Raw genomic sequence first — 23,574 nt, 5'->3', positions numbered from 1 at the left:
GGGGAGAAGAGGGGTGCGACCGGGGCGGGGAGGGATGAGCCCCGCCCCGGTCGTCGTCCGAGGCCCGCCCGGCGGGGCGCGACCTCGGGTCGATCGGGCCTACTGGGCCTGGTCGAGGTCAACCTGGAGGGCCGCCATGTAGTCCTCGGCGCTCATGCCGCCCGAGACGAGGAGCGAGACGTTGGTCTGCGCGTCCGAGGTGGTCTTGGCGTCGAAGAGCGCCTCGAACCAGAGCACGGTCTCGTCGGCCTCGTTGACGTACTCCTGCACGACGGTGGTCAGCGCGGGGACGTCCGAGACCTCCTCGTTGAGCGCGAAGCCCGAGATGACGCCCTGGTTCTGCAGCGCGCTCGAGCCGTAGTTCTCGGCGATGCACGAGAGCCAGTCGCCGACGCCGTCGGTGTAGGCCTTCGCCGACATCGCGGTCGCGGCTCCGGCGTTCGCGGGCCACTGGCTGCGGTCGCCCGCGCCGCCCTCGACGTCCGGGAACGGCAGGAACCCGACGTTCTCCTCGCCGATCTGATTCTGCGCCGGGTCGTTGAGGTTCGCGAGGAACCAGGAGCCGTTGTAGGTCATCGCGGCCTCGCCGGTGAGGAACTGCGTGTTCGCGGTGTCGGTGTCGCGGGAGGTGACTCCCTCGCCGAACAGCCCGGCGGAGCCGAGATCGGCGATCGCCTGAGCGCCCTCGACGTACTCGGGGTCGGTGAGCTTCGCGTCGCCCGACTGGACGTCCTTCATGGCGTCGGGGCCGATGGAGCGGAAGAGGTAGTTCCCGATCAGGCGGGTGAGGGCCAGCCCTGGCTGCCCGCCTCGGTCAGCGGCACCACTCCGGCGCCCTTGAGCGTCTCGAGCGCGGTCACGAGCTCGTCCCAGGTCTGCGGCTCGGCGATGCCGTTCTCGCTGAGGATCTGCTTGTTGTACCAGATGCCCTCGACGTTGTACTGGAACGGCAGCGAGACCATGCCGCCGTACACCGAGGTGATCGTGGACTTGGCGGCGGGGAGCACGTCGTCCCAGACTCCGAGCTCGGTGAGCTTCTCCTCGTAGTCGACGATGAGGTCGTTCTTGCCGAGGTCGCCGTCCGGGCGGACCTGCGCGGTGCCGGCCACGAAGGCGGTCGGCAGTGCGTCCTGGCTGGCGAGCAGGGTGATCTTCTGGACGACGTCGGCCTGGGCGACCGTCTGGTCCTCCAGCGGCATGGCCTCGTTCTCGGTGGCGCAGGCGCCCTCGGAGAGAGTGGTCAGCTCGTCGCGGATGATCGCGTTCTCGGCCGGAGTGAGGACCGAGAAGGAGCCGGCGTCGGCGGACTCTGACGAGCCCCCGCCGTCTCCGGATGCGCAGCCGGTGAGCAGCAGCACGGCGGCTCCCGTTCCGGCGATCAGACCGTGGACGACGCGGCGGGAGCCACGTTCCTGGGGGCGTGAAGTGCGGGACACATTTCCTCCTTGAAAGGTGCGGGAACGTTTGAAACGTTACAATTTGCGAGGCTAGCCACGCGGATCGGCGGTGTCAAGAACGAGTCCGGAGCGAATCCCTGCGCAGTAGAAGAGCGGAGCGACCGGATCGGCCCCGCTCACGACCTTTCGGATTGACACGTTTCAAAGAATCCCGCACCATGGGGTCGATGAACGGGCGGAGCAGCCCGCGCCCGCCGCTGGTGCGGCGAGGCCGAGATCGGAGAGCACGCGCATGGAACTCACGGGTCGACGAGCACTGGTCACCGGAGGCGCAGGGGCGCTGGGCCGGATCATCTGCCGGGAGCTGGCCCGCGCCGGAGCCGACGTCGTCGTCGTCGATCTCGACGGTGCGGGAGCCGAGGAGGTGGCCCGCAGCGTCCGCGAGCAGGGCCGTGCGGCGCGAGCCGTCGCCGTCGACCTCACCGACTTCGACGCCGTGCAGATCGCCCTCGGAGCCGTGATCGAGGAGGACGGCGCGATCGACGTGCTGGTCAACGGCGCGGGAGGCGGTGCCGTCTCCTTCTTCCACGAGATGACCGAGCAGACCTGGCGCACGCAGATCGAGCGCAACCTCGACACCGTCTTCGCCGTCACCCGCGCGGTGCTGCCCGCGATGCTCGAGCAGCGCTCGGGGCGGATCGTGAACATCGCCTCCGTGGCCGCGGTCGCCGGTGGCCGTCTCGTGCGCGGCGCGACCGCCTACGCGGCCGCGAAGGCCGGCGTGGTCGGGCTGACCAAGGCGCTCGCGATCGAGGTCGCCGATCAGGGAGTGACGGTCAACGCGCTCGCGCCCGGCGCCCAGCGCACCCCCGGCCGCGACAACGACACCGCGGAGCGACGCGAGGCGCTGCTCGCGCAGATCCCCTCGCGGCTGCTCGGCGAGCCGGAGCACCTGGCGCAGACCATCGTGTTCCTCGCCTCGCCCGCCGCCGTCAACATCACCGGGGTGATCCTGCCGCTCGACGGCGGGCACTCGATCTGACGCCCCGATCCCAGGAGGAACGACGTGACCACTCCCGACCCCGAGCGTCTCGCGCGCGGCAAGGCCGCCTTCGACGCCGTCTACGGCGAGGGGAAGGCCGACGGCCTGATCGCGCTGCAGAGCGGCCGCGCCCAGGACCTCGCCCGCTACGGCCTCGAGTTCAACTTCGGCGACGTCAACTCGCGTCCCGGCCTGACCCTGCGCGAGCGCGAGCTGATCACGCTCGGCGTGCTGACCGCGCTGGGCGGCGTCGATGCGCAGCTGCGCGGGCACACCCGGGCCGCCATCAACACCGGTGCCACCGCGGAGGAGGTCGTCGAGGCGGTCATCCACGCGGTGCAGTACGTGGGGTTCCCCCGCGCGCTGAACGCGGTGAAGGTCGTCTCCGAGGCCCTCGAGGCGCACGGCGTCGCCCTGCCGGAGCCGCTGCTGCCGGAGTGATCCGGCCGCGCGTGAGAGCATCGAAACCCGTCCGGCGCCTCGCCGCGACGACCCCGACACCCAGGAGGCAGCGATGGCGAAGGTCGGCATCCGCGACGTCGCCGCCGCCGCGGGCGTCTCGATGGGCACCGTCTCGCACTTCCTGAACCACCCCGCGCGGGTGTCCCAGGAGAAGGCGCAGCGGATCCAGGCGGCCATCGAGTCGCTCGGATTCGTCCGCAACAACGCGGGGCGCCAGCTCCGCCTCGGGCAGAGCTCGACCATCGCCTACATCGCTCCCGACGTGTCGAACCCGTTCTTCGCGATGATCGCCGAGGGGGCGGAGCGCCGAGCCGCCGAGCTCGGCCTGTCGCTGTTCCTCGCCAACTCCGGTGGCGAGCGCACCCGCGAGGACGCCTACCTCGAGCTCTTCGAGGAGCACGGCGTCCGCGGCATGCTCGTCGCCTCGCACGGCGCCATCGAGGACAGGCTCGCCTCGGTCCGCTCGCGCGGCACCCCGACCGTGCTGGTCGGCCGCCGCGCCGGCTCCGAGGTGCAGCCCTCGGTCTCGCTCGACGACGTCGCGGGCGGACGCCTCGCCGCCCAGCACCTGCTCGAGCTCGGTCGCCGCCGACTCGCGTTCGTGGGCGGACCGCTGTCGATCCAGCAGGTGGGCGAGCGGCTCTCGGGCGCCAGCCGGGCCGTGGCCGAGGTGCCGGGGGCGACCCTCGAGATGATCGATGTCGAGCACCGCGTCATCGCGGAGGGCCACGAGGTCGGCGAGGCGATCGCGGCGCGCGATCCCGCCTCCCGCCCCGACGCGGTCTTCGCGGTCAACGACCTGCTGGCGATCGGCCTCGAGCAGGTCCTGGTCAGCCACGGCATCCGCGTTCCCGAGGACATCGCCCTGATCGGCTACGACGACATCGAGTACGCCGAGGCGTCCCTCGTGCCGCTCAGCTCCATCCGCGCGCCGCAGGAGTCGTTCGGCGCCTCCGCCGTCGACCTGTTGCAGGACGTGATCGGCGCGCCGTCGGACGGCGCCGACCGCCGCCGCGTCTTCGCCCCGGAGCTGATGGCCCGCGCGTCGACCCTCGGCCGCTGACCCGCCGCTGCCGGCGGAGCAGCCCCGGGAGGCTTCCCTGCTGGTCGAGCAGCCCCGGAGGGGCGTATCGAGACCCGACGTCACCGGGAGGGTGGATCTCGATACGCCCGCTGCGCGGGCTACTCGATCAGCGAGGGGTGCGTGCGGGATTCCCTGCTGGTCGAGTAGCCCCGGAGGGGCGTGTCGAGACCCGACGTCACCGGGAGGGTGGATCTCGATACGCCCGCTGCACGGGCTACTCGATCAGCAAGGGGTCCACTGCGCGGCCTGCTCCCTCAGCGAGGGGAAGGCTGCAGTGCGCTTGCTCGATCCACAGAGGGACGCGAGGGTTTCCTGCTGGTCGAGTAGCCCCGGAGGGGCGTATCGAGACCCGACGTCACCGGGAGGGTGGATCTCGATACGCCCGCTGCACGGGCTACTCGATCAGCAAGGGGAGGGTCGCTGCGCGAGCAGCGGACCCGTCACGCGCCCCAGCTCGACTGGGTGCCGCCGACGCGCTCCTCCGCGAGCTGCTGCGCGCGCCCGGAGTCGGCGTAGGCCTTCATCGGGTCCGCCGGCAGGCCGCGGGTCTCGCGCCACGCGGCCAGCGCGGGGCGGACGTCCGAGTAGAAGGCGTCCATCAGGATCCCGTTCGCGCCGAGCACGTCGCCCGCGAGCTGCGCCTTCTCGAGCTCCGCGCGGTCGACGAGCAGCGCGCGCGCGGTCATCTCCTGCACGTTGAGCACCGAGCGGATCTGCCCGGGGATCTTGTCCTCGACGTTGTGGCACTGGTCGAGCATGAAGGCGACCGGCGAATCCGGGCCGTAGCCGCCTCCGCGCACGACCTCGTAGAGGATCCGGAACAGCTGGAACGGGTCGGCCGAGCCGACGATGAGGTCGTCGTCGGCGTAGAAGCGCGAGTTGAAGTCGAACGAGCCGAGCTTCCCGAGGCGCAGCAGCTGGGCGACGATGAACTCGATGTTGGTGCCCGGCGCGTGGTGTCCGGTGTCCAGGCACACCAGGGCGCGGTCGCCCAGCGCGGCCACGTGGGCGTAGGAGGTTCCCCAGTCCGGCACATCCATGTGGTAGAACGCGGGCTCGAAGAACTTGTACTCGAGCACCATCCGCTGCTCGGCGCCCAGGCGCTCGTAGATGGTCGCGAGGGAGTCGGCGAGGCGGTCCTGGCGCCCGCGGATGTCCTGCTGTCCGGGGTAGTTGGAGCCGTCGGCGAGCCAGATCTTGAGGTCGCGCGAGCCGGTCGCGTCCATGATGTCGATGCAGGCGAGGTGGTGGTCGATCGCCTTCTGGCGGATCACCGGGTCGGAGTGCGTGAGCGAGCCGAACTTGTACTCGTCGTCCTGGAACGTGTTCGAGTTGATGGTGCCGAGCGAGACGCCCTTCGACGCGGCGTAGTCGCCGAGCGCCGAGTAGTCGTCGACCTTGTCCCACGGGATGTGCAGCGCGACGGTCGGAGCGAGGCCGGTGAGCTCGTTCACGGTCGCCGCGTCCGAGATCTTCTCCTCGATCGTGCGGGGCGTACCGGGAGTCGTGAAGACCTTGAAGCGGGTGCCGGCGTTGCCGAAGGCCCACGAGGGCAGTTCGATCGCCTGCTGCTCGAGCTGGCTGAGGACGTCGGGGGAGAGTTCGGTCACGAGGCGTGTCCTTCTGCGAGGGTGTCGGGAGTGGGAGCGGCGTCGAGGGCCGCGAGCTGGTCCTCCAGGTGGAAGACCTCGGTCAGGGGGAGGAAGCCCTCGTCCGGGGCACCGTCGAGGTCGACGAAGAACTCGCCCATCTCGGCCTGCCAGCGGGCGTTGACCTCGGTCCGCGCCATGGCGGCCTGCGCGTCGACGATCGAGGGGGTCTCGACGTAGCCGATCAGCAGTCCGTCCTCGCGGACGAAGAGCGAGTAGTTGTTCCAGCCGGTGTCCTTGAGGGCGCGGAGCATGTCGGGCCAGACGGCCGCGTGGCGCTCCTGGTACTCCTCGAGGCGGTCGGGCTTCACCTGGAGCTGGAAGCAGACCCGGGTGAGGGGGGTGTCACTCGACATCGAGCGGCTCCTTCGGATGGAGGGGTGCGTGGTACTCGTGAATCGTTTCACGACGGTGCTCGGCGAGCGTATCGCGGGCGCTGGGAGCGTGTCAAAGACGGCGTCCCGGAGTCGAGCGCCGCTGTCGTCCTCAGCGCCGCCCGGCCCGGTGCCATACTTCCGGGACCGCCGCCCGCCGCGGCCCGACCCCGAGGAGGCGCCGTGCCGTCCGTGAGCGTCCGCGACGTCGCCGCCCGAGCCGGCGTCTCCGTCGGCACCGTCTCGAACGTGCTGAACCGCCCCGAGAAGGTCGGCGCCGAGTCGGTCCGCCGGGTGCAGGAGGCGATCGCCGAGCTCGGCTTCGTCCGCAACGACGCCGCGCGCCAGCTCCGCGCCGGCCGCAGCCGCAGCATCGGCCTGATCGTGCTCGACGCCGGCAACCCCTTCTTCTCGGACCTCGCCCGCGGAGCCGAGGCGCGGGCCGCCGAGTCCGGCCTCGCTGTCCTGCTCGGCAACACCGACGACGACCCCGGCCGCGAGGCCGCCTACCTCGACCTCTTCGAGGAGCAGCGCGTGAGCGGTGTCCTCATCTCGCCGCTGGGGGAGGAGTCGTCGCGGCTCGACAGGCTCCGCTCGCACGGCATCCCGTGCGTCCTCGTCGACCGGGAGTCGCACGACTCCGCGCTCTCGTCGGTCGCCGTCGACGACGTGGCCGGCGGGCGCCTCGCCGTGGAGCACCTCCTGAGCCTCGGCCGCCGCCGCCTCGCGGTCATCGGCGGTCCGGAGTCGATCCGCCAGGTCGCCGACCGCCTCGCCGGCGCCCGCGCGGCGGTACAGGAGGTCGAGGGCGCCGTGCTCGAGGAGATCGCAACGGAGTCGCTGTCCGTGCTCGCGGGGCGCGAGGCGGGGCGCGCTCTCGCCGCGCGCGACGCCTCCGATCGCCCCGACGCCGTGTTCTGCGCCAACGACCTGCTCGCGGTCGGGGTGCTGCAGGCCCTGATGCTGCTGGGCGACGTGCGCGTGCCCGAGGACGTCGCGCTGATCGGGTACGACGACATCGCCTTCGCGACGGCGACCGTGGTGCCGCTGTCGAGCATCCGCCAGCCGAGCGCGCTCATCGGCGCGACGGCGGTCGAGCTGCTGCTCGAGTCGGAGCCGCGGCAGGTGCTCTTCCAGCCCGAGCTGGTCGTGCGCGCGTCGACCGCCGGCTGACGCGGCGCCCTCCTCGGCGGGCGGTCCGCGGTGCGCGGAGGGCGCAGCGCGCTCGACGGCACCGCCGACCTCACCGCTCCCGACGACGCGAGAACAGGAGCACGGCCGCGACGATCGTCGCGGTGCCGACGGCGGCCGCTGTCACGCCGCCGACGACCCGTCCTGCTGGGACGTCGGGCGCCACCGCGAGGCCGACGGCCGTACCGACGAGGGCGAGGGCGAGCGGGAGGAGGGCCACCAGTGCCCGACTCCGAGGCCGGCGGGGTCTCGGGGTCACGGGTGTCCCTCCTCGTGGGTCGCCGGTCAGGCGCAGCGCGCCAGGTACTGGAGCACGTCGGCGCGCGTGAGCGCCTTCAGCGCACCGGCGTCGTGGTGGCTCCGGAGGAACGCGCGGACGGCCGACGTCGCCTTCGAGACCGTCAGGGTCGAGACGTCGACGCAGGGGACGGTGTCGAGCGGGTTCGTCCGCGTGCGCAGGTCGGCGTCGATCCCCGTCACGGCCTCGTCGAGGCTGGTGAGGACGATGGTCTCGGCGCCGTCCTGGGTCGGGCTGTCGCGCCACCACTCCTGGGCGCCGCCGTCGCCGTCCGAGCCGAAGGCGACGGTGACGGCGCCGAGGTCGGGGTCGAGACCACGCACGGTGTAGTCGCCGTTCGCCTCGGTCACGGTGTCGGTGTAGCCGACGAGGGGGCCCTGGTAGGCGGACACCGGGACGGGGAGGCCGTCGTCGGTCGTGACGTGGCCGCTGATCGTCGCTCCGAGCGGGATCACGTACTCGGGCAGCGCCAGCGTCTCTCCGGCGTCGGCCGAGAAGACCGTGCCGCGCTCGAAGCGGCCGGTCGCGCCGAGACTGCGGGGAACGTGCAGGCCGTCCTCGACGGTGGCGAGGACCGTGTACTCGACGCCGGGCACGACGTTCGCGGCGAAGGAGCCGTCCGCGGCCGTGGCCGACGGGACGACGGGCTCCACCTCGCTGGTCGTCGCGGGGAGCAGGAGCACCCCGGTTCCGGCGGCCGGAGGAGCGTCCGGCGCTCCCTCGAACAGGACCCGGCCCGTGATCGTGGCGGTCCCCTCCGGGGCATCCGCGTACGCGGGCGTGGCGAGCGCGGAGCCCGCGACCAGGACGGCGGCGGCGAGAGCGAGTGTGCGCCGGACGGCGGCACGCGAGAGCAATGGCATGGAGTTCCCCCTAGCGGGGGCACGACGCCCCCTCGCCCCCGACCCTACGGGTCGGTGCCGACAGGCGGGAGGGCGGGCCGTCGACGCCGGAGTGAACGCGGAGACGACTCCCGGATCCGTTGCGCGGGGGTCAGCCGACCAGCTGCGCCGCCCGCTCGAAGGCGCGCTTGAGCTCGTCGCGCTTGCGGGGCTGGCTCATCGCGCGCTGCCCGGGGCTCCAGGAGCCGATGACGGTGGGCCCGCCGCTCAGATACGGAGCGATGTTCGCGGCCCAGCCCTTCGTCGGCGCGGTGCCGGCGGTGACGACGACGTGCAGATCGGGGAGCAGCGGCAGGAGGCGGCGCAGCTCCATCGCGCCCTGGCGCAGCTCGTCCGCATCGGGCGCGCCGTCGCCGAGGTGCCAGGGCACGATGTTCCAGACCAGCGTGCGCTCGTGCAGACCGACCTCGTCGCGCAGCGTCCAGGTGGTGGCGGCGGTCTGATCGTCGTTGTCGACCGAGACGAAGCCCGATCCGGCGAGGCCGGCCGCCATCGGGCCCGGGGCCTCGAGCACGAGGAGGGCGCGGGCGCGGATCCCGGCCTCCGCGGGGTCGAAGTCGGGCACGACCGCTCCGGGGCTCCTCCGCGTGCGCCGGGCGAGGAGCTCCTCGCGGAACACGCGCAGGGGCTGCACCGAGGGCTCGTCCTCCAGCATCAGTCGACGCGCATCGACGGCGGAACGATCGCGGAAGCCCTGGGGCGCACTGAGGAACACGCTCCGAGGCTAGGGCCTGGCGGCCTCGATCCGGCATGCTCCGCTCGTTCCGATCGCGCCGTAAGGACGCGGGTGGATCCGGGCGACTCGTCCCGCAGCCCCGCCCCTCCTGCTAGCGTTTCCTGGGCCGCGTCCAAGAAACCCGGCACTCCCGACCCTCCACGAAAGACGTCATGCGCCGCTCTCTCCTCCTCCCCGCCGCGCTCGCCGTGGGCGCCCTCCTGCTCAGCGGCTGCACCGCCGAGTCCGACGCGGGAGGCGACTCCGCGACTCCGGTCGCCGACGGCGTGCTCACCTACGCGTCCGGCGACGCGGAGCCGACCTGCCTCGACCCCCACGTCGGCGGCAACTACCCGCAGGCGCTGCTCGCGACCCAGGTGCTCGAGTCGCTCGTCTCGCGCGAGGCCGACGGCACGATCACGCCGTGGCTCGCGGAGTCGTGGACCGTCTCGGACGACGCGCTCAGCTACGACTTCACCCTGCGCGAGGGCGTCGAGTTCACCGACGGCACGCCGTTGGACGCCGAGGCGGTCGCCGCCAACATCGCGCACCTGCAGGACCCGGCCACCAAGTCCTCCACCGGCTACCTCGCCGTCGCCAAGGTCGAGTCGGTCACGGCCGTCTCGCCGACCGTCGCGCGCTTCACGCTCAGCGCCCCCGACAGCGCTCTGCTCGAGTCGCTCGCGCAGCCGTGGACGGCGATCCAGTCGCCGACCGGCATCGCCCGCGGCGAGGCCGCCAACTGCGAGGCGCCCGTCGGCACCGGTCCGTTCACGGTGACGGAGTGGGTCAAGCAGGACCACGTGACCCTCACCCGCAACGACGCCTACGACGCCTCGACCGGCCCCACCGGCGACGGCCACGAGGGGCCCGCGTACCTCTCGAGCATCGAGTGGCGCTTCCTGCCCGACTCCGCCACCCGCTACGCGGCGCTCCAGGCCGGCGAGGTCGACGTGATCGACAACGCGCAGCCGGACACGCTGCAGGCCGCGACCGACGCGTCGGACCTCGTCGAGCTCGACGCTCCCCGCCCCGGCTCGGTCAACCGCATCGAGCTGAACGGCGGCCAGTCGCCCTTCGACGACGCGAGCGTGCGCGAGGCGTTCATCCGGGCCGTCGGCGTGAACGACGCCATCGACTCCCTCTTCTTCGGCACCGCCGAGCGCTCCTACTCGCCGCTCTCGAGCAGCGAGGCGACCGCCTACTCCGACCCCTCGCTCTTCGAGGACGCCGGATCGGACGACGAGGTCGCCGCGGCCGAGGAGCTCCTCGAGACCGCCGGCTGGACCGACTCGGACGGCGACGGCGTCCGAGAGAAGGACGGGAAGCCGCTCACGCTGCGCTTCCCGGTCAGCACCAACCAGTCGATCCCGGCCGAGCAGTCGCTCTTCGAGCAGATCCAGGCCTCGGCGAAGACCGCCGGCTTCGACGTCGAGATCAGCCTGCTGGACCTCTCGAGCTGGTACGCGGCCCTCGCGGCGAACGAGTACGAGCTGGTCAGCGCGCCGTACACGAAGGTCGGCCCCGACGTGCTGCGGATCCTGTACTCGTCCTCGGGGATCACCCCCGCGCCCAGCGGCTACTTCGCCAACCACGCGCAGATCGCCGACCCCGCGCTCGACGCGCTGCTCGAGCAGGCCAGCGCGACGACGGACGCGGACGAGCGCGCCGACCTGTACCGCCAGGCGCAGGAGATCGTGCTCTCGGGCTACTGGATCCTGCCGCTGTACGACCAGCAGAACCACTACCTGCTCCGCTCGTCGGTGCAGGGCGTGGAGGCGCTCGCCACGGTCTCGACACCGTGGTTCGCGGACGCCTGGGTCTGACCCGACGCCCCGCCTCGCTGATCGAGCAGCCCGCGCCCCCGGGCTGCTCGACCAGCAGATGCGCGCGCGACGTCAGCTGTCAGTGGGGTCTTTCGGCTGTCAGCCGTCAGACCCCTCTCTCAGCGGAGGTTCCGCGCGGACCGTCCGGCATGCTGGTGCCGTGACCCCCTGGAAGGAGCAGCCCGCATGATCCGCCGCGTCCTCCTCCGCCTCGGCGGCGCGGTCGTCGTGCTCTGGGCCGTCGCGACCGCGGTCTTCTTCCTCATCCGCCTCATCCCCGGCGATCCCGCTGAGGCGATCCTCGGCGGTCCGGGCTCGCAGGCCTCGGCCGAGGCGCTCGCCGCGGTCCGCCAGGAGTACGGGCTCGACCAGCCGCTCCTCCTGCAGTACCTGACCCAGCTGGGCCGGCTCGCGCGGGGCGACCTCGGCACGTCCTACTCCCTCCGAGTCCCGGTGGTCGAGCTGCTCGGGCAGCAGCTGCCGGGCACGCTGCTGCTGGCCGTCCTCGCGCTCGCACTGGCGTGGATCCTGGCCCTCGGCACCGCGCTCTGGTCCACCCGCGGCGGCCGTCTCGCCGCGGCCCTCGGCGCGGGTCTCGAGCTGACCGCCGCCGCCCTCCCGCACTTCTGGCTGGCCACGGTGCTCATCGCCGTGTTCGCCACGACCCTCCGCTGGCTGCCGCCGGTGAGCACCGGATCGCCGAACGGCCTCGTCCTGCCCGCGCTCACCCTCGCGATCCCGCTCGCGGGCTTCCTCGGCCAGGTGATGCGCCGCTCGCTCCTCGACGCCCTGGAGTCGCCGTTCGTCCTCGCGGCCCGCGCGCGCGGGAGAGCGAGCTCGGACTCCGCCTCCGCCACGCCCTGCGCCACGCGGTGCTGCCCGGCATCGCGCTCTCGGGCTGGGCGTTCGGCTACCTCATCGGCGGGGCGGTGGTCGTCGAGACGATCTTCGCGCGGCCCGGGCTCGGGCGCTCGCTGCTGTCGGCGGTCACCGTCCGCGACGTGCCGGTGGTGACCGGGGTCGTCCTCGTCACCGCCCTCGCCTACATCCTCGTGACCGTCGCCACCGACCTCGTGGCGCGCCTCGTCGATCCGCGCCTCGCTCCCGCCCGGGTCGTCCGGGCGCAGTCCGTCGAGGAGGCGGCCGCGTGAGCGAGCTCGAGCTGCGCACCTCCGCGGCACCCGTGCGCCGTCGTGGCGCCCGCCTGCGCGCCGGCGAGATCGTCTCGCTCGCCTTCGTCGCCCTGCTGCTGCTCGCCGCGGCCGCTCCCGGCCTCCTCGCCCCGTTCGACCCCCTCGCGATCGCGCCCACCGACTCCTTCTCGCCGCCGTCCGCCACGCACCTGCTCGGCACCGACGAGTCCGGTCGCGACGTGCTCAGCCGCGTGATCGCCGGCGCGGGCGCGTCCCTCCTGATCGGCGTCAGCGCGACCGCCATCGGCCTCGCCCTCGGCGCGGTCCTCGGCGTGATCGCCGCGTTCGGCGGCCGGTTCGTCGACGGGCTGATCGGGCGCGTCCTGGAGGTGCTGTTCGCGTTCCCCGCACTGCTCCTGGCGCTCCTGGTGATCGTGGTGACGGGTCCCGGAGTGGTCCCCGCCACGATCGCGGTCGGCCTGTCCACGGCGCCGGGGTACGCCCGCATCCTGCGCACGCAGCTGCTCGGCATCCGCGACTCCGGCTACGTCGAGGCCGCGCGGGTCCTCGGCCACGGCCCCGCGCGCATCCTGCTGCGGCATGTGCTGCCCAACACCTTCGCCCCCCTCGCGGTGCTCGCGACGCTCGGCGTGGGGCAGGCGATCGTCTGGGCGTCGGCGCTCAGCTACCTGGGCCTCGGGGCCGAGCCGCCGGCTCCGGAGTGGGGAGCGATGCTCTCGGCGGGCCGCACCTACCTCGCGAGCGCGTGGTGGCTGACGGTGTTCCCGGGACTCGTCATCGTGCTGACGACGATCGCCACCACCGTGCTCGGCGGTCGGCTGCGGGGTGCGCGATGAGCGCCGTCGTCGTCGACGGCCTGCGCGTCGCGTTCGACGGCGTCGAGGTGGTGCACGGGGTGTCGTTCCGCGTGGAGCCGGGCGAGTGCGTCGCGATCGTGGGGGAGTCGGGCTCGGGCAAGAGCGTCACGGCCAGAGCGCTGCTGGGGCTGAGCGGGGGCGCGGTCTCGGGCAGCGTGCGCGTGGGCGGCACGGAGGTGGTCGGTGCGGGCGAGCCGACGCTGCGGCGGCTCCGCGGGGCCGGTGCCGGGTTCGTACCCCAGGACGCCCTCCTCTCCCTCGACCCGCTGCGTCCGATCGGGCGCGAGATCGGCGACGCCTGGCGTCTGCACGGGCGCCTGCCCGCGGCCGAGCGCTCGCGGCGCGCGGCCGAGGCCCTGACGAGCGTCGGCATGCCCGACGCGGCCGAGCGGATGCGCGACCGCTCGGGCGAGCTCTCGGGCGGGCTCCGGCAGCGGGCACTGCTGGCCTCGGCGATCGCGCTGGATCCTCCGCTGCTCGTCGCCGACGAGCCGACGACCGCGCTCGACGTGACCGTGCAGGCCCGCGTGCTCGAGCTGTTCGCCGAGCAGAAGGCGCGCGGACGGGCGTTGCTGCTGGTCTCGCACGACCTCGCGGTCGTCGCCGGGCTCGCCGACCGCATCCTCGTGCTGGCCGACGGCCGCGTGGTCGAGGAGGGTCCCGCCGCGCAGGTGCTGGGTGCTCCGACGAGCCGTGAGGCCCGCACCCTCGTCGCGGCGGTGCCGACCGGGCGGCCGCGCGGCACGCGGCTGTCGTCCTCGAGCGCCGAGGTCGTTCCTCCGCCGCCCCCGGGCGACGTGGTGCTGCGCGCCGAGGGGCTGCGCACGAGCTTCGCGCGCCCGGACGGAGGGACGCGGGTCGCCGTCGACGACATCGGCCTGGAGCTGCGGCGCGGCGAGACCCTGGGGCTGGTGGGCGAGTCCGGATCGGGCAAGAGCACGGTGGCGCGCCTCCTGCTGGCCCTGCGGCGTCCCCAGGAGGGGAGCGTCGAGTTCCTCGGCCGGCCGTGGTCGGCGGCGCGCGAACGCGACCGGCGCCCGCTGCGACCGCGCATCGGGGCCGTCTACCAGGACAGCCTCTCGTCGTTCGACCCGCGCTGGAGCGTCGGCCGTCTGCTGCGCGACGCGGGGGCGGGCGACGTCGACGAGCTGCTGGGCCGCGTGGGCCTGGCTCCCTCGCTCGCCTCGCGGTCGCCTCGGACCCTGTCGGGCGGCCAGCGCCAGCGGGTCTCGATCGCGCGCGCCCTGGCCACGCGGCCCGACGTGCTGATCTGCGACGAACCGGTGTCGGCGCTGGACGTCTCGGTGCAGGCGCAGATCCTCGACCTGCTCGACGATCTGCAGCGGAGGCACGGACTGGCGCTGCTGATCATCTCGCACGATCTCGGTGTGATCGCGCACATGAGCGACCGCATCGCGGTGATGCGCGAGGGGCGGGTGGTGGAGTCGGGGCCGGTCGCTGCGGTGCTCGGGGCGCCGGCGTCGGAGTACACGCGGAGGCTGCTGGCCGACGCGCCGCGGCTCGACCGCCGCTGAGCCGGCGGGCGCGGTCGTCGTCCTCGAGTCGTCGCGGAGCGGGGTGCAGCGCTGCTTCGGGGCCCGTCTCGCGCCCACTCGCGGCCGTGCAGGTTCCTGGGTGGTCGCGAACCGGGGTGCGCGCCGGAGTCGGAGCCCGTTCCGAGTCGACTCGCGTCTGTGAGCGTCGTCGAGTGGTCGCGAACCGGGGTGCGCTTCGGAGTCGGAGCCCGTTCCGAGTCGACTCGCGACCGTGGACCTCGTCGAGTGGACGCGGATCGGGCTGCGCTTCTCGGTCGGAGCCCGTCTCGAGTCGACTCGCGATGCGAGGACCCCCGCGACGTCTCGCGCCCCCGTCAGCCCGCCAGTGCCCGCGTCCGCTGCACCGCCCACACCGTCAGCCCGAAGCCCAGCACCGTCGCGGCCACCAGCATCAGCGCCGTCCAGCCGCCCGCCTGCCACAGCACGCCCGCGAGCGCCGATCCGATCGCGCCGCCCGCGAAGTTCCCCACGATGTACACCGTGTTCAGCCGGCTCCGCGCCCCCGGGTCGATCGAGAGCATGCGCGTCTGCGCGAGCACCTGCACGCCCTGCAGCCCGATCGAGAAGACGGCCACCGCGATCAGCACGACCACGATCGAGCCGGAGCCCACTCCGGCGATCACGAGCCCGAGCAGCGCCACGGCGAGTCCGACGCCCATCGCGGGCAGCGACAGCCCGCGGTCGTACAGGCGCCCGACCCGCTGCGCGGAGACGGCCCCCGCGATGCCGACGAGGCTCACGAGCCCGATCGCGGTGGCGGAGTAGGAGTACGGCTCGGCGCCGAGAAGGAAGGTGAGCCCGGTCCAGAACAGGGTGAACGCGCACATCGCCGAGGCGCCGATCAGGACCGTCACGCGCACCGCGCGGCTGCTCCCGACCGTCCGCAGCACCGACGCGAGCAGGCTCCCGTACCGCACCCGGGCGCGCGGAGGCAGGTGCGGCAGCCGACGGGCCATCACGAGAGCGAGCACCAGGATCAGCCCGGCGGCGATGCCGAACACCGCACGCCAGCCGAGCAGATCGGCCAGGATCCCGCTGATCGCGCGAGAGATCAGCAGGCCCAGCAGCAGTCCGGAGGCGACCGCGCCGAGCACCCGCCCGCGCTGCTCGTCGGTGGCCAGGTCGCCGGCCAGCGGAGTGAGCAGCTGGCCGGCCACCGTCGTCACCCCGATCAGCGCGAGGCTCGCGAGCAGCACCGGGAACGCGGGCGCCAGCGCCGTGGCGGCCAGGAACACCGCGGCCAGGGTCATCAGAGCGGGGATCAGGCGCCGCCGGTCGAGCGTGTCGCCGAGCGGGACCAGGAGGAACACCCCGGCGGCGTAGCCGATCTGCGTGACCGTCACGAGCAGCCCCGCGGCACCCGCCGAGACTCGAAGTCCCCGCCGATCACCCCCAGCAGCGGCTGCGCCCAGTACAGGTTGCCGACCGCGGCGCCGCCGGCGATCGCGAAGAGGAGCGTGAGGCCGCGGGTCATGCCGACGGGCAGGTTCTCGGCGGTGCTCATGGAACGGCGGGAGTCGTGACGGCGGGCATGGAGTGATCCTCTCGCGGCGCGGGGACGGGGGCGCGCCGATCCAGACAACTCCTCCCCAGGAGGGTTCCGGGAGGTTCTCTCCCGAGGTGTTCCGACAGGGCACCCCGCCGATCCGGGGCGCGACGTAGCGTGAACCCATGCCCCACGATCCCGAGGTGAAGGACTTCCTCGTCTCCCGCCGCGCCCGCCTCTCGCCCGACAGGGTCGGGCTGCCCTCCGGCGGAGTCCGGCGCGTGCCGGGCCTGCGCCGCAGCGAGGTCGCGCAGCTCGCGGGGGTCAGCATCGAGTACTACTCCCGGCTCGAGCGCGGCGACCTGCGCGGAGCCTCCGAGGGGGTGCTCGAGGCGCTCGCCGCTGCGCTGCGTCTCGACGACGCCGAGCGCGCACACCTGTTCGATCTCGCCCGAGCGGCCGGAGGGTCGCCCGTCCGCCGCCGTCCCCGCCGCATCGCCTCCGTGCGCCCCGGCCTGCGCCTCGCGGTCGAGTCGATCAGCAGCGCTCCCGCCTTCGTCCGCAACGGCCGGCTCGACGTCCTCGCCGAGAACGAGCTGTTCCGCGCCCTGTACGCCGACGAGTACGAGCGCCCCGAGCGACCGGTGAACCTCGCTCGCTTCACCTTCCTCCGCCGTGACCTCTCCGAGCGCTTCCACCCCGACTGGGCGACGGCCGCCGACATCAGCGTCGGCATCCTGCGGACCGAGGCCGGCCGCACCCCCGACGACGCCGGTCTCCAGGCGCTCATCGGCGAGCTCTCCACCCGGAGCGATGAGTTCCGCCGCCGCTGGGGCGCCCACGACGTGCGGCATCACGCCAGCGGCGCCAAGTTCTTCCACCATCCGGTCGTCGGCGATCTGCACCTCAGCTACGAGGCGTTCGAGCCGATGGGCGAGCAAGGGCTGAACTTCCTGATCTACTGCGCCGAGCCCGGCTCGCCGAGCGCCGACGCGCTGAGCCTGCTCGCCTCGTGGTGGGCGACGCGGCAGCGGGAGGCGCCGCCCGGCACGATCCGCGATGCGCCCGCCGCGGTGCTCTCTCCGCCCCCGACTCCGAGGAGCCCCGAATGACCTTGAGTCCAGCGACGCTCGCTGCGATCGCCGCCTCCGATGATCTGCACGTGTCGCCCTTCCGCGCCGACGGCACGACCTACGGCACTCCCACCTGGATCTGGTCGGTCGTCGTCGGCGGCGATCTGCTCGCCCGCGCCTGGAACGGGCGGAGTTCGCGCTGGTACCGCGCCGCGATCGAGCAGGGCGCCGGGCGGATCCGCGCCGCCGGCACCGAGCACGAGGTGGCGTTCGAGCAGGCCGACCCAGCGATGCACGAGGCGGTCGACGCCGCCTACCGCGCGAAGTACGCGGGCAGCCCCTACCTCTCGCCCATGCTCGAGGCGGGCCCGGTCTCGGCGACCGTGCGACTGCTCCCGCTCTGACCCCGCCACCGCCGAGAGGATCCCCGTGAACATCGAACCCACCGCTCCCACCGTCGAGAACCCGCCCGAGCAGTTCGCCGGCCATGTCTGGCTCGACCTGATCGCGGTCCCGCACGACGCCGATCAGCGCGCCACCCTCGCCCGGGTGCGCTTCGCGCCCGGCGCCCGCACCGCCTGGCACGCGCACGCGCGCGGCCAGTACCTGCACGTGGCCAGCGGAGTCGCCCGCTTCGGCAGCCGAGACGGCACGGTCCTCGAGGTCCACGCGGGGCAGACCCTCTACACGCCGCCCGGCGAGGAGCACTGGCACGCGAGCGCACCCGGCGTCTTCATGGAGCACCTCGCCCTCTTCGAGAGCGCGGACGATCCCGCCGCGAGCACGATCTGGGCCGAGCACGTCACCGATGCCGAGTACGAGGGCCGCTGACCCCTCCTCCGGCGCGCCGCCGCGGCGAGGTCGCACCGAGGTGGTCGGCTTCGTCGGGGGACCACTCCGGGAGGACACCGTGACCGACAGCACCAGCACCGACAGCACCACAGATGAGGTCGGAGCCGCGACCGCCCTCGTCGCCGAGCTCGAGCAGCAGGAGCGCGAGCTCGTGCTCGACTCGTTCGACCACAGCACCGCGTGGGAGCTGGGCTGCCGCATCGCGGAGCTGGCGCGCGAGGCCCGAGCGGCCGTCTCGGTCGACATCCGCCGCCCCGGCCTGATCCTCTTCCGGGCCGCGCTGCCGGGGAGCACGCCCGATCAGGAGTCGTGGATCTCCCGCAAGTCGGCCGTGGTCCTCCGCCTCGAGACGAGCAGTGCTCTGGCCGACGCCCGCTTCGTCGCCGCGGGCGCCGATCCGACCGACCGCGGCTGGCTCGGTCCCGAGTACGCCGTCACCGGCGGCTCGGTCCCGATCCGCGTGCGCGGGGTCGGAGTGGTCGCTGCCGCCACCGTCTCGGGCCTCGCCTCCCTCGACGACCACGCCCTCGTCGTGCAGGCCCTCCGCGAGCTCGTCGCGGCGCAGGGCTGAGCGGCCCTGCCGCCCGCGCGTCCCGCGGTGCGGACGCGTCCCCGCTGATCCAGCATCCCTCGGGGCGCGCACGTCCTTGCTGATCGACCACCCTCCGGAGCGGGCGCGCTCTTGTTGATCGAGTAGCCCGCGGAGCGGGCGTATCGAGATCCACCCTCCCGGTGACGGAGGTCTCGGTACGCCGCTGCGCGGCTCCTCGATCAGCAGGGGGTGGGCGCTGCGCGGCTCCTCGATCAGCGAGGGGGCGAGCAGTGTCGCCGCGCTACTCCGCCGCCCCGGAGGACGACCCGGCGATCCGCGGCAGCAGCCGCTGGATCGCCGTCGCCGCCGCCCCGCGCGCCCACTCGATGAGCCCGCCGTCGTCGACCAGGAGCACGGGCGGTGCCGCATCCGGATCCCGCGTCGCCGCGATGGTCGCGTCGACGAGCTCCGACTGCTCCGAGTAGAGCGCCACACCCTCGCCGGCCAGGATCACCGTGTCGACCATCGCCAGGTTCGCGATCGCCGAGATCATCGTGCCGAGCGCGCGGGCGGCGTCCCCGAGGATCCGAGCGGCGCCCGGGTCGCCCGACCGCGCGAGCGAGAGCCCCTCGCCCAGCGTCAGCTCGCGTCCCGTCGCCACCAGGAGCTGCCGCGACAGCGACGGCAGCGTGAGCATCGCGGTGGAGCAGCCCCGATGCCCCGCCTCGCAGACCGGTCCGCCGGAGTCGAGGGGGAAGTGCCCGCCGAGCCCGAGGCCCGCCGCGGGAGGCGCGACCACGCGGTCGTGCACGACCAGTCCGTAGCCCACTCCCGCGCCCATCGTGAGCACGGCGAAGTGCGCCACGCCGCGGCCTTGACCGAACCAGTGCTCCGCCGCGGTCAGCGCGACCACGTCGTTCTCGAGTGCGACGGGCAGGGCGAGCGCCTCGGAGAGCGGCCCGGCGAGATCGACGTCGCGCCAGCCGAGGAACGGCGCACGGCTCACGCGGCCGGCCGCGTCGACGCTGCCGCCGATCGTGACTCCGAGACCCGCGAACGCGGCGGCCCCACCGAGATCCTCGACCACTCCGACGATCGCCTCGACGACCTCGGCGGGCGAGGTGCCCGCGAGATCGCGGACGAGCTCGACCTCGGTCCGGGCGCGCAGGTCGGTGCGGACCGCGAGCACCTGCGTGCCCGTCACCTTGACTCCGACGAAGCGGAGGGAGTCGGGGCGGATGTCGAGCGGGCGGGCCGGGCGGCCCACTCCGGTGCTCTGCTCGGGTCCCTCGACGAAGAGCCCGCCCTCGATGAAGGGGCGCGCCAGCCGGGTGAGGCTGGCGGGGGAGAGGCGGAGGCGGCGGCCGAGCTCGCTGCGGGAGATGGGACCGTGGATGAGGACCTCGCGGGCGAGCAGCTCCGCGGAGGTCCCCGCGGTGTCCTCGGGGGCGACGGTGTCGGTGATGGCCATGCTGCCTCTTCTTTCCACTCCGGTAGCAATGTAGCGGTCGTCGACCCGTGGTGGGCTCGGGGAAGCCTCTTGACACCCCCATTAGTTCTGCCGTAGAAAGAACACATGCAGCGAAGCACAGCAGAGACGAGCAGTCCCGCCACCCGTCGGTCCGCGGATCGTGCGGTCCTCCATCTCCGGAACGGAGGGACGAGCGTCGTCCTCGACGCCCGGCACGACACGTTCCCCTCGATCACGCACTGGGGCGCCGACCTCGGTGATCTTTCCGGCGCTGAACTATCCGCCCTCGCCGACGCCGCCGTTCCGCAGCGCGTCTCGGGCGGGCTCGACGCTTTCGCTCCGTTCGGGCTCGTCGCCGTCGAGGCCGACGGCTGGCAGCACGCCCCCACCCTCGAGGGCACCCACGACCGCACGACGGCGAGCGAGCGCTTCGCCGTCGAGAGCGTCGAGGTCCTCGGATCCGCGCTCCGGCTGATCGCGGCCGGCGCCCGCCTCCGCGTCACGATCGACCTCGAGGTCGACTCCGCCGGACTCCTCACCCAGCGCGCCCGCGTCGAGAACCTCGACGAGCGGCCCTTCCGCCTCGACCGCCTCGAGCTCGGCTTCCCCCTCCCTGCGACCGCCCGCGAGATCCTCGACACCACCGGGCACCACCTCCGCGAGCGCCACCCGCAGCGCCACGAGCTGACCATCGGCGAGCACGTGCGCTCCAGCCGCCGAGGCCGCCCCGGCGCCGACTCCACCCTCCTGCTCGCCGTCGGCACCCCCGGCTTCGGCTGGGAGCGCGGCCTCGTGCACGGCCTGCACCTCGGCTGGAGCGGCAACACCTCGATCCGCGCCGAGCGCACCCCCGAGGGGGTCTCGCTCCTCGCGGCCTGCGAGCTGCTGCGTCCCGCCGAGATCGAGCTGGCGCAGGGCGAGAGCTACGAGACGCCGATCGCCTCGGGCTCGTGGGGCGACGGACTGTCCCAGCTGCAGGCCCGCTTCCACGCCTCGGTCCGTGCGCGGCCGCAGCACCCGTCGACGCCGCGCCCGGTGACCCTGAACACCTGGGAGGCCGTCTACTTCGACCACGACCTCGAGCGGCTCACCGCCCTCGCCGAGCGGGCGTCGCGCCTGGGAGTCGAGCGGTTCGTGCTCGACGACGGCTGGTTCCTCGGCCGCCGCGACGACACCTCCGGACTCGGAGACTGGAGCGTCGACCGCTCCGTCTGGCCCGACGGCCTCACTCCGATCATCGACGCCGTTACGTCGCGCGGCATGCAGTTCGGGCTCTGGGTCGAGCCCGAGATGATCAGCCCCGACTCGGATCTCGCCCGTGCGCACCCGGAGTGGATCCTCGGCCCCGCCGGACACCTCCCGCTCCCCGGTCGCCAGCAGCAGGTCCTCGACCTCTCGCAGCAGGGCGCCTACGACCACGTCCTCGCGGCCCTCGACGCCCTGCTGGTCGAGTACCCGATCGCGTACCTCAAGTGGGACCACAACCGCGACCTGCTCGAGGCCGTCTCGCCCGCCACCGGTCGCGCGGCCGTGCACGACAACGTGCTCGCCCTCTACCGCCTGCTCGACGAGCTGCGCGCCCGCCACCCCGGGCTCGAGATCGAGGCGTGCGCCTCCGGAGGGGCCCGGGTCGACCTCGGGATCCTCGCGCGCACCGACCGCATCTGGACGAGCGACTGCATCGACCCGCTCGAGCGCGCCACGATCCAGCCGTACACGCAGCTGGTGGTGCCGCCGGAGCTGATGGGCCAGCACGTGGGCGGGCCGCGGTCGCACTCGACGTCGCGCACCCACTCGCTGTCCTTCCGTGCCGGCACCGCGCTCACCGGCCACTTCGGCATCGAGTGGGACATCTCCGACCTCGCCCCGGAGGTCGAGGAGGAGCTCGCCCGCTGGGTCGCGTTCCACCGCGAGCACCGCGCCCTGCTGCACTCGGGCGTCGCGGTGCGGACCGATCTCGCCGACGACTCGGCCTCGCTCTCGGGAGTGGTCGCGGTGGACGGGGCCGAGGCGCTCTTCGTCTACGCCCGCCTCCGCACGAGCGAGAGCTATCCGCCCGGACCCCTGACGTTCCCGGGTCTGGATCCGGAGCGGTCGTACTCGGTGGCCCTCGCACCGGTCAGTGCGCCGCTGGGCGGCCCCGGGCAGTCCGAGCTCGGCTGGACCGGCCGCACGACCGTGCTCAGCGGCCGCGTCCTCGCGACGGTCGGCGTCCAGGCGCCCGTCCTCGATCCGGAGCAGCTCGTGGTGCTCACCCTCACCGCCGTCTGACCGCCGCCCCCACCCCGCTGATCCAGCAGTCCACCCCTCCCTCACCACACCCCTTCCACCGCAAGGAGACGCCGATGTCCCCCCGATCAGACCTCGCGAGACGACACCTCTCGCGCAGGACCCTCCTCACCGTGCCCCTGGCCGCCGCCTCCGCGGCCGCCCTCGCCTCCTGCGCCTCGCCGGGCGCTTCGAGCGGAGTCACCACTCTCGACTTCTTCCAGTTCAAGGCCGAGGCGGTCGAGGACTTCGCGCGCATCATCCGCGACTTCGAGGCGGCGAACCCCGACATCCGCGTGATCGCCAACAACGTGCCCGACCCGGACACGGCGATCCGCACCCTCCTCGTCAAGGACAAGGTCCCCGACGTGCTCACCCTGAACGGCAGCGGGTACTACGCGGACCTCGCGAAGGCCGGCGTCTTCCACGACTTCACGGGCGACGAGCTCGTCGACCGGGTGAACCCGGCGGCGCTCGAGATCCTCGCCGACCTCGGGAGCTTCGAGGGCGACGAGATCAACGCCCTGGCGTTCGCGAACAACGCCGACGGCATCCTCTACAACCGCACGATCTTCGCCGAGAACGGCCTCGAGGTGCCGACGACCTGGAGCGAGCTGATCGCGGTCTGCGACGCCCTGGTCGCCGCGGGCGTCACTCCGTTCTACGGCGCCCTGCTCGACAACTGGACCGGCGCCCCCGCCTTCAACGCCATCGGCGGTCAGCTCCAGCCCGAGGGCTTCTTCGAGGCGCTGCGGGAGGAGGGGGCGAGCCTCGGCCCCGACTCTCCCGTCTCGTTCTCGAAGGACTACGCGAGCACCATGGAGCGCCTCGGCACCCTCTTCTCGTACACCCAGGAGGGCGCGTTCGGCCGCGGCTACGACGACGGCAACCAGGCATTCGCCGCCGGCGAGGCCGCGATGTACGCGCAGGGCATCTGGGCGATCAACCCGGTCCGCACGAACAACCCCGACATCGACCTCGGCGTCTTCCCCTACCCCGTGCTCGACGACCCCGCCGAGACCCGCGTCACCTCCGGGGTCGACGTCGCGATCGCGATCGGGCGCGGCACCCCCAAGCTCGAGGCGGCCCGCCGCTTCGTCGACTACCTGCTCACGCCCGGAGTCGTCGAGCCGTACGTCGCCAGCCAGGCCGCGTACTCGCCGCTCGTGGACGCCGCGCCCAACGCCGATCCGACCCTCGCCGAGCTGCAGCCGTACTTCGCCGAGGGCCGCCTGATCGGCTTCGTCGACCACCAGATCCCCGCGAGCATCCCGCTCAACCCCACCCTCCAGGCGTTCCTCGCCGACGGGGACGCCGATGCGGCGCTCCGGACCCTCGACAGTGAGTGGCGCAAAGTCGCGGCACGCACGACCAGGAAGTGACCC

Annotated in this window: 24 protein-coding genes and 1 pseudogene; 15 read left to right on the top strand and 10 right to left on the bottom strand. The window is 73.1% G+C overall.

The genetic code is table 11. The features are described from left to right. Window positions 1–99 precede the first annotated feature (99 nt). Together AC0CID_RS10855 and AC0CID_RS10850 are read right to left on the bottom strand one after the other, a co-directional pair. On the bottom strand, window positions 100–738 hold the full coding sequence (locus AC0CID_RS10855) for a hypothetical protein (RefSeq protein ID WP_465226808.1): 639 nt from the start codon (window positions 736–738) through the stop codon (window positions 100–102). Between the two features lie 38 nt (window positions 739–776). After that, window positions 777–1,436, bottom strand: coding sequence for an ABC transporter substrate-binding protein (locus AC0CID_RS10850; protein ID WP_465226807.1), 660 nt, complete (start codon window positions 1,434–1,436; stop codon window positions 777–779). Between the two features lie 253 nt (window positions 1,437–1,689). Here AC0CID_RS10850 and AC0CID_RS10845 point away from each other — a divergent pair, with 253 nt between their 5' ends. From AC0CID_RS10845 to AC0CID_RS10835, 3 genes are all read left to right on the top strand, one after another. Then, window positions 1,690–2,439 (top strand): SDR family oxidoreductase, encoded by a 750-nt coding sequence (locus tag AC0CID_RS10845; RefSeq protein WP_465226806.1) that lies wholly within the window; start codon window positions 1,690–1,692, stop codon window positions 2,437–2,439. Window positions 2,440–2,463: 24 nt separating this feature from the next. After that, window positions 2,464–2,880 carry a carboxymuconolactone decarboxylase family protein gene (locus tag AC0CID_RS10840; protein ID WP_465226805.1) on the top strand — a complete coding sequence of 139 codons (417 nt, stop codon included), beginning with the start codon at window positions 2,464–2,466 and terminating at the stop codon, window positions 2,878–2,880. A gap of 73 nt (window positions 2,881–2,953) precedes the next feature. Beyond that, complete coding sequence (locus AC0CID_RS10835; RefSeq protein WP_465226804.1) at window positions 2,954–3,964, top strand: LacI family DNA-binding transcriptional regulator; 1,011 nt, start codon at window positions 2,954–2,956, stop codon at window positions 3,962–3,964. A gap of 461 nt (window positions 3,965–4,425) precedes the next feature. Here AC0CID_RS10835 and rhaI read toward each other — a convergent pair whose 3' ends face one another. Then, window positions 4,426–5,595 (bottom strand): L-rhamnose isomerase, encoded by a 1,170-nt coding sequence (rhaI, locus tag AC0CID_RS10830; protein WP_207407303.1) that lies wholly within the window; start codon window positions 5,593–5,595, stop codon window positions 4,426–4,428. Next, complete coding sequence (locus AC0CID_RS10825; RefSeq protein ID WP_465226803.1) at window positions 5,592–5,990, bottom strand: L-rhamnose mutarotase; 399 nt, start codon at window positions 5,988–5,990, stop codon at window positions 5,592–5,594. Before AC0CID_RS10825 ends, rhaI begins: the two co-directional genes overlap by 4 nt. 201 nt (window positions 5,991–6,191) lie before the next feature. On the opposite strand from AC0CID_RS10825, the gene AC0CID_RS10820 reads away from it, so the two are divergent. Then, a complete protein-coding gene (locus tag AC0CID_RS10820; protein WP_465226802.1) occupies window positions 6,192–7,181 on the top strand; it encodes a LacI family DNA-binding transcriptional regulator in 990 nt (329 codons plus the stop codon). Between the two features lie 70 nt (window positions 7,182–7,251). On the opposite strand, the gene AC0CID_RS10815 is transcribed toward AC0CID_RS10820, so the two are convergent. The 3 genes from AC0CID_RS10815 to AC0CID_RS10805 all read right to left on the bottom strand — a co-directional run bounded on the left by AC0CID_RS10815 (window position 7,252) and on the right by AC0CID_RS10805 (window position 9,114). Beyond that, on the bottom strand, window positions 7,252–7,458 hold the full coding sequence (locus AC0CID_RS10815) for a hypothetical protein (protein ID WP_465226801.1): 207 nt from the start codon (window positions 7,456–7,458) through the stop codon (window positions 7,252–7,254). 26 nt (window positions 7,459–7,484) lie between these two features. Further along, complete coding sequence (locus tag AC0CID_RS10810; protein WP_465226800.1) at window positions 7,485–8,360, bottom strand: hypothetical protein; 876 nt, start codon at window positions 8,358–8,360, stop codon at window positions 7,485–7,487. 130 nt (window positions 8,361–8,490) lie between these two features. Further along, window positions 8,491–9,114 (bottom strand): uracil-DNA glycosylase family protein, encoded by a 624-nt coding sequence (locus AC0CID_RS10805; protein ID WP_207407309.1) that lies wholly within the window; start codon window positions 9,112–9,114, stop codon window positions 8,491–8,493. Window positions 9,115–9,287: 173 nt separating this feature from the next. Between AC0CID_RS10805 and AC0CID_RS10800 the strand changes: the two genes are divergently transcribed. The 5 genes and pseudogenes from AC0CID_RS10800 to AC0CID_RS10780 all read left to right on the top strand — a co-directional run bounded on the left by AC0CID_RS10800 (window position 9,288) and on the right by AC0CID_RS10780 (window position 14,486). Next, a complete protein-coding gene (locus AC0CID_RS10800; protein ID WP_465226799.1) occupies window positions 9,288–10,940 on the top strand; it encodes an ABC transporter substrate-binding protein in 1,653 nt (550 codons plus the stop codon). A gap of 186 nt (window positions 10,941–11,126) precedes the next feature. Continuing rightward, window positions 11,127–11,300 (top strand): annotated as a pseudogene (locus AC0CID_RS10795) (ABC transporter permease); the annotation flags it as partial. A gap of 161 nt (window positions 11,301–11,461) precedes the next feature. Further along, the gene (locus AC0CID_RS10790; RefSeq protein WP_465228085.1) at window positions 11,462–12,091 is read left to right on the top strand and encodes an ABC transporter permease subunit; all 630 of its coding nucleotides are present in this window, start codon (window positions 11,462–11,464) and stop codon (window positions 12,089–12,091) included. Then, window positions 12,088–12,930, top strand: coding sequence for an ABC transporter permease (locus AC0CID_RS10785; RefSeq protein ID WP_207407316.1), 843 nt, complete (start codon window positions 12,088–12,090; stop codon window positions 12,928–12,930). The genes AC0CID_RS10790 and AC0CID_RS10785 overlap by 4 nt, the downstream gene beginning before the upstream one ends. After that, window positions 12,927–14,486: an ATP-binding cassette domain-containing protein gene (locus AC0CID_RS10780; protein WP_465226798.1), complete on the top strand. Its 1,560-nt coding sequence runs from the start codon at window positions 12,927–12,929 to the stop codon at window positions 14,484–14,486. Before AC0CID_RS10785 ends, AC0CID_RS10780 begins: the two co-directional genes overlap by 4 nt. Window positions 14,487–14,821: 335 nt before the next feature. On the opposite strand, the gene AC0CID_RS10775 is transcribed toward AC0CID_RS10780, so the two are convergent. Continuing rightward, a complete protein-coding gene (locus AC0CID_RS10775) occupies window positions 14,822–15,850 on the bottom strand; it encodes an MFS transporter (RefSeq protein ID WP_465226797.1) in 1,029 nt (342 codons plus the stop codon). Further along, window positions 15,847–16,011 carry a hypothetical protein gene (locus AC0CID_RS10770; protein ID WP_465226796.1) on the bottom strand — a complete coding sequence of 55 codons (165 nt, stop codon included), beginning with the start codon at window positions 16,009–16,011 and terminating at the stop codon, window positions 15,847–15,849. Before AC0CID_RS10770 ends, AC0CID_RS10775 begins: the two co-directional genes overlap by 4 nt. A 167-nt stretch (window positions 16,012–16,178) precedes the next feature. On the opposite strand from AC0CID_RS10770, the gene AC0CID_RS10765 reads away from it, so the two are divergent. From AC0CID_RS10765 to AC0CID_RS10750, 4 genes are all read left to right on the top strand, one after another. Then, window positions 16,179–17,105 (top strand): helix-turn-helix domain-containing protein, encoded by a 927-nt coding sequence (locus AC0CID_RS10765; RefSeq protein ID WP_207407322.1) that lies wholly within the window; start codon window positions 16,179–16,181, stop codon window positions 17,103–17,105. Then, on the top strand, window positions 17,102–17,470 hold the full coding sequence (locus AC0CID_RS10760; RefSeq protein ID WP_465226795.1) for a DUF2255 family protein: 369 nt from the start codon (window positions 17,102–17,104) through the stop codon (window positions 17,468–17,470). Before AC0CID_RS10765 ends, AC0CID_RS10760 begins: the two co-directional genes overlap by 4 nt. A gap of 25 nt (window positions 17,471–17,495) precedes the next feature. Then, window positions 17,496–17,897, top strand: a complete 402-nt coding sequence (locus AC0CID_RS10755; RefSeq protein ID WP_465226794.1) for a cupin domain-containing protein — start codon at window positions 17,496–17,498, stop codon at window positions 17,895–17,897. Window positions 17,898–17,976: 79 nt separating this feature from the next. Continuing rightward, on the top strand, window positions 17,977–18,489 hold the full coding sequence (locus AC0CID_RS10750; RefSeq protein ID WP_465226793.1) for a heme-degrading domain-containing protein: 513 nt from the start codon (window positions 17,977–17,979) through the stop codon (window positions 18,487–18,489). 262 nt (window positions 18,490–18,751) lie between these two features. Here the strand turns inward: AC0CID_RS10750 and AC0CID_RS10745 are convergent, their stop codons facing one another. After that, a complete protein-coding gene (locus AC0CID_RS10745) occupies window positions 18,752–19,921 on the bottom strand; it encodes an ROK family protein (RefSeq protein WP_465226792.1) in 1,170 nt (389 codons plus the stop codon). 105 nt (window positions 19,922–20,026) lie between these two features. Here AC0CID_RS10745 and AC0CID_RS10740 point away from each other — a divergent pair, with 105 nt between their 5' ends. After that, window positions 20,027–22,192 carry an alpha-galactosidase gene (locus tag AC0CID_RS10740; RefSeq protein ID WP_465226791.1) on the top strand — a complete coding sequence of 722 codons (2,166 nt, stop codon included), beginning with the start codon at window positions 20,027–20,029 and terminating at the stop codon, window positions 22,190–22,192. 74 nt (window positions 22,193–22,266) lie between these two features. Next, window positions 22,267–23,571 (top strand): ABC transporter substrate-binding protein, encoded by a 1,305-nt coding sequence (locus tag AC0CID_RS10735; protein WP_465226790.1) that lies wholly within the window; start codon window positions 22,267–22,269, stop codon window positions 23,569–23,571. The last annotated feature ends 3 nt before the right edge of the window (window positions 23,572–23,574 follow it).

It is taken from the genome of Rathayibacter sp. AC451, assembly GCF_979253095.1.
Note: the sequence above shows the minus strand (reverse complement) of the source record. Positions and strands in the feature narration are given on the sequence as shown.

Bases quoted from the DNA above. Each gene is read 5' to 3' on its own strand.
- AC0CID_RS10855 (WP_465226808.1), bottom strand. From the start codon at position 738: ATGAAGGACGTCCAGTCGGGCGACGCGAAGCTCACCGACCCCGAGTAC.
- AC0CID_RS10845 (WP_465226806.1), top strand. From the start codon at position 1,690: ATGGAACTCACGGGTCGACGAGCACTGGTCACCGGAGGCGCAGGGGCG.
- AC0CID_RS10835 (WP_465226804.1), top strand. From the start codon at position 2,954: ATGGCGAAGGTCGGCATCCGCGACGTCGCCGCCGCCGCGGGCGTCTCG.
- AC0CID_RS10825 (WP_465226803.1), bottom strand. From the start codon at position 5,990: ATGTCGAGTGACACCCCCCTCACCCGGGTCTGCTTCCAGCTCCAGGTG.
- AC0CID_RS10810 (WP_465226800.1), bottom strand. From the start codon at position 8,360: ATGCCATTGCTCTCGCGTGCCGCCGTCCGGCGCACACTCGCTCTCGCC.
- AC0CID_RS10800 (WP_465226799.1), top strand. From the start codon at position 9,288: ATGCGCCGCTCTCTCCTCCTCCCCGCCGCGCTCGCCGTGGGCGCCCTC.
- AC0CID_RS10780 (WP_465226798.1), top strand. From the start codon at position 12,927: ATGAGCGCCGTCGTCGTCGACGGCCTGCGCGTCGCGTTCGACGGCGTC.
- AC0CID_RS10770 (WP_465226796.1), bottom strand. From the start codon at position 16,011: ATGAGCACCGCCGAGAACCTGCCCGTCGGCATGACCCGCGGCCTCACG.
- AC0CID_RS10765 (WP_207407322.1), top strand. From the start codon at position 16,179: ATGCCCCACGATCCCGAGGTGAAGGACTTCCTCGTCTCCCGCCGCGCC.
- AC0CID_RS10760 (WP_465226795.1), top strand. From the start codon at position 17,102: ATGACCTTGAGTCCAGCGACGCTCGCTGCGATCGCCGCCTCCGATGAT.
- AC0CID_RS10745 (WP_465226792.1), bottom strand. From the start codon at position 19,921: ATGGCCATCACCGACACCGTCGCCCCCGAGGACACCGCGGGGACCTCC.
- AC0CID_RS10740 (WP_465226791.1), top strand. From the start codon at position 20,027: ATGCAGCGAAGCACAGCAGAGACGAGCAGTCCCGCCACCCGTCGGTCC.
- AC0CID_RS10735 (WP_465226790.1), top strand. From the start codon at position 22,267: ATGTCCCCCCGATCAGACCTCGCGAGACGACACCTCTCGCGCAGGACC.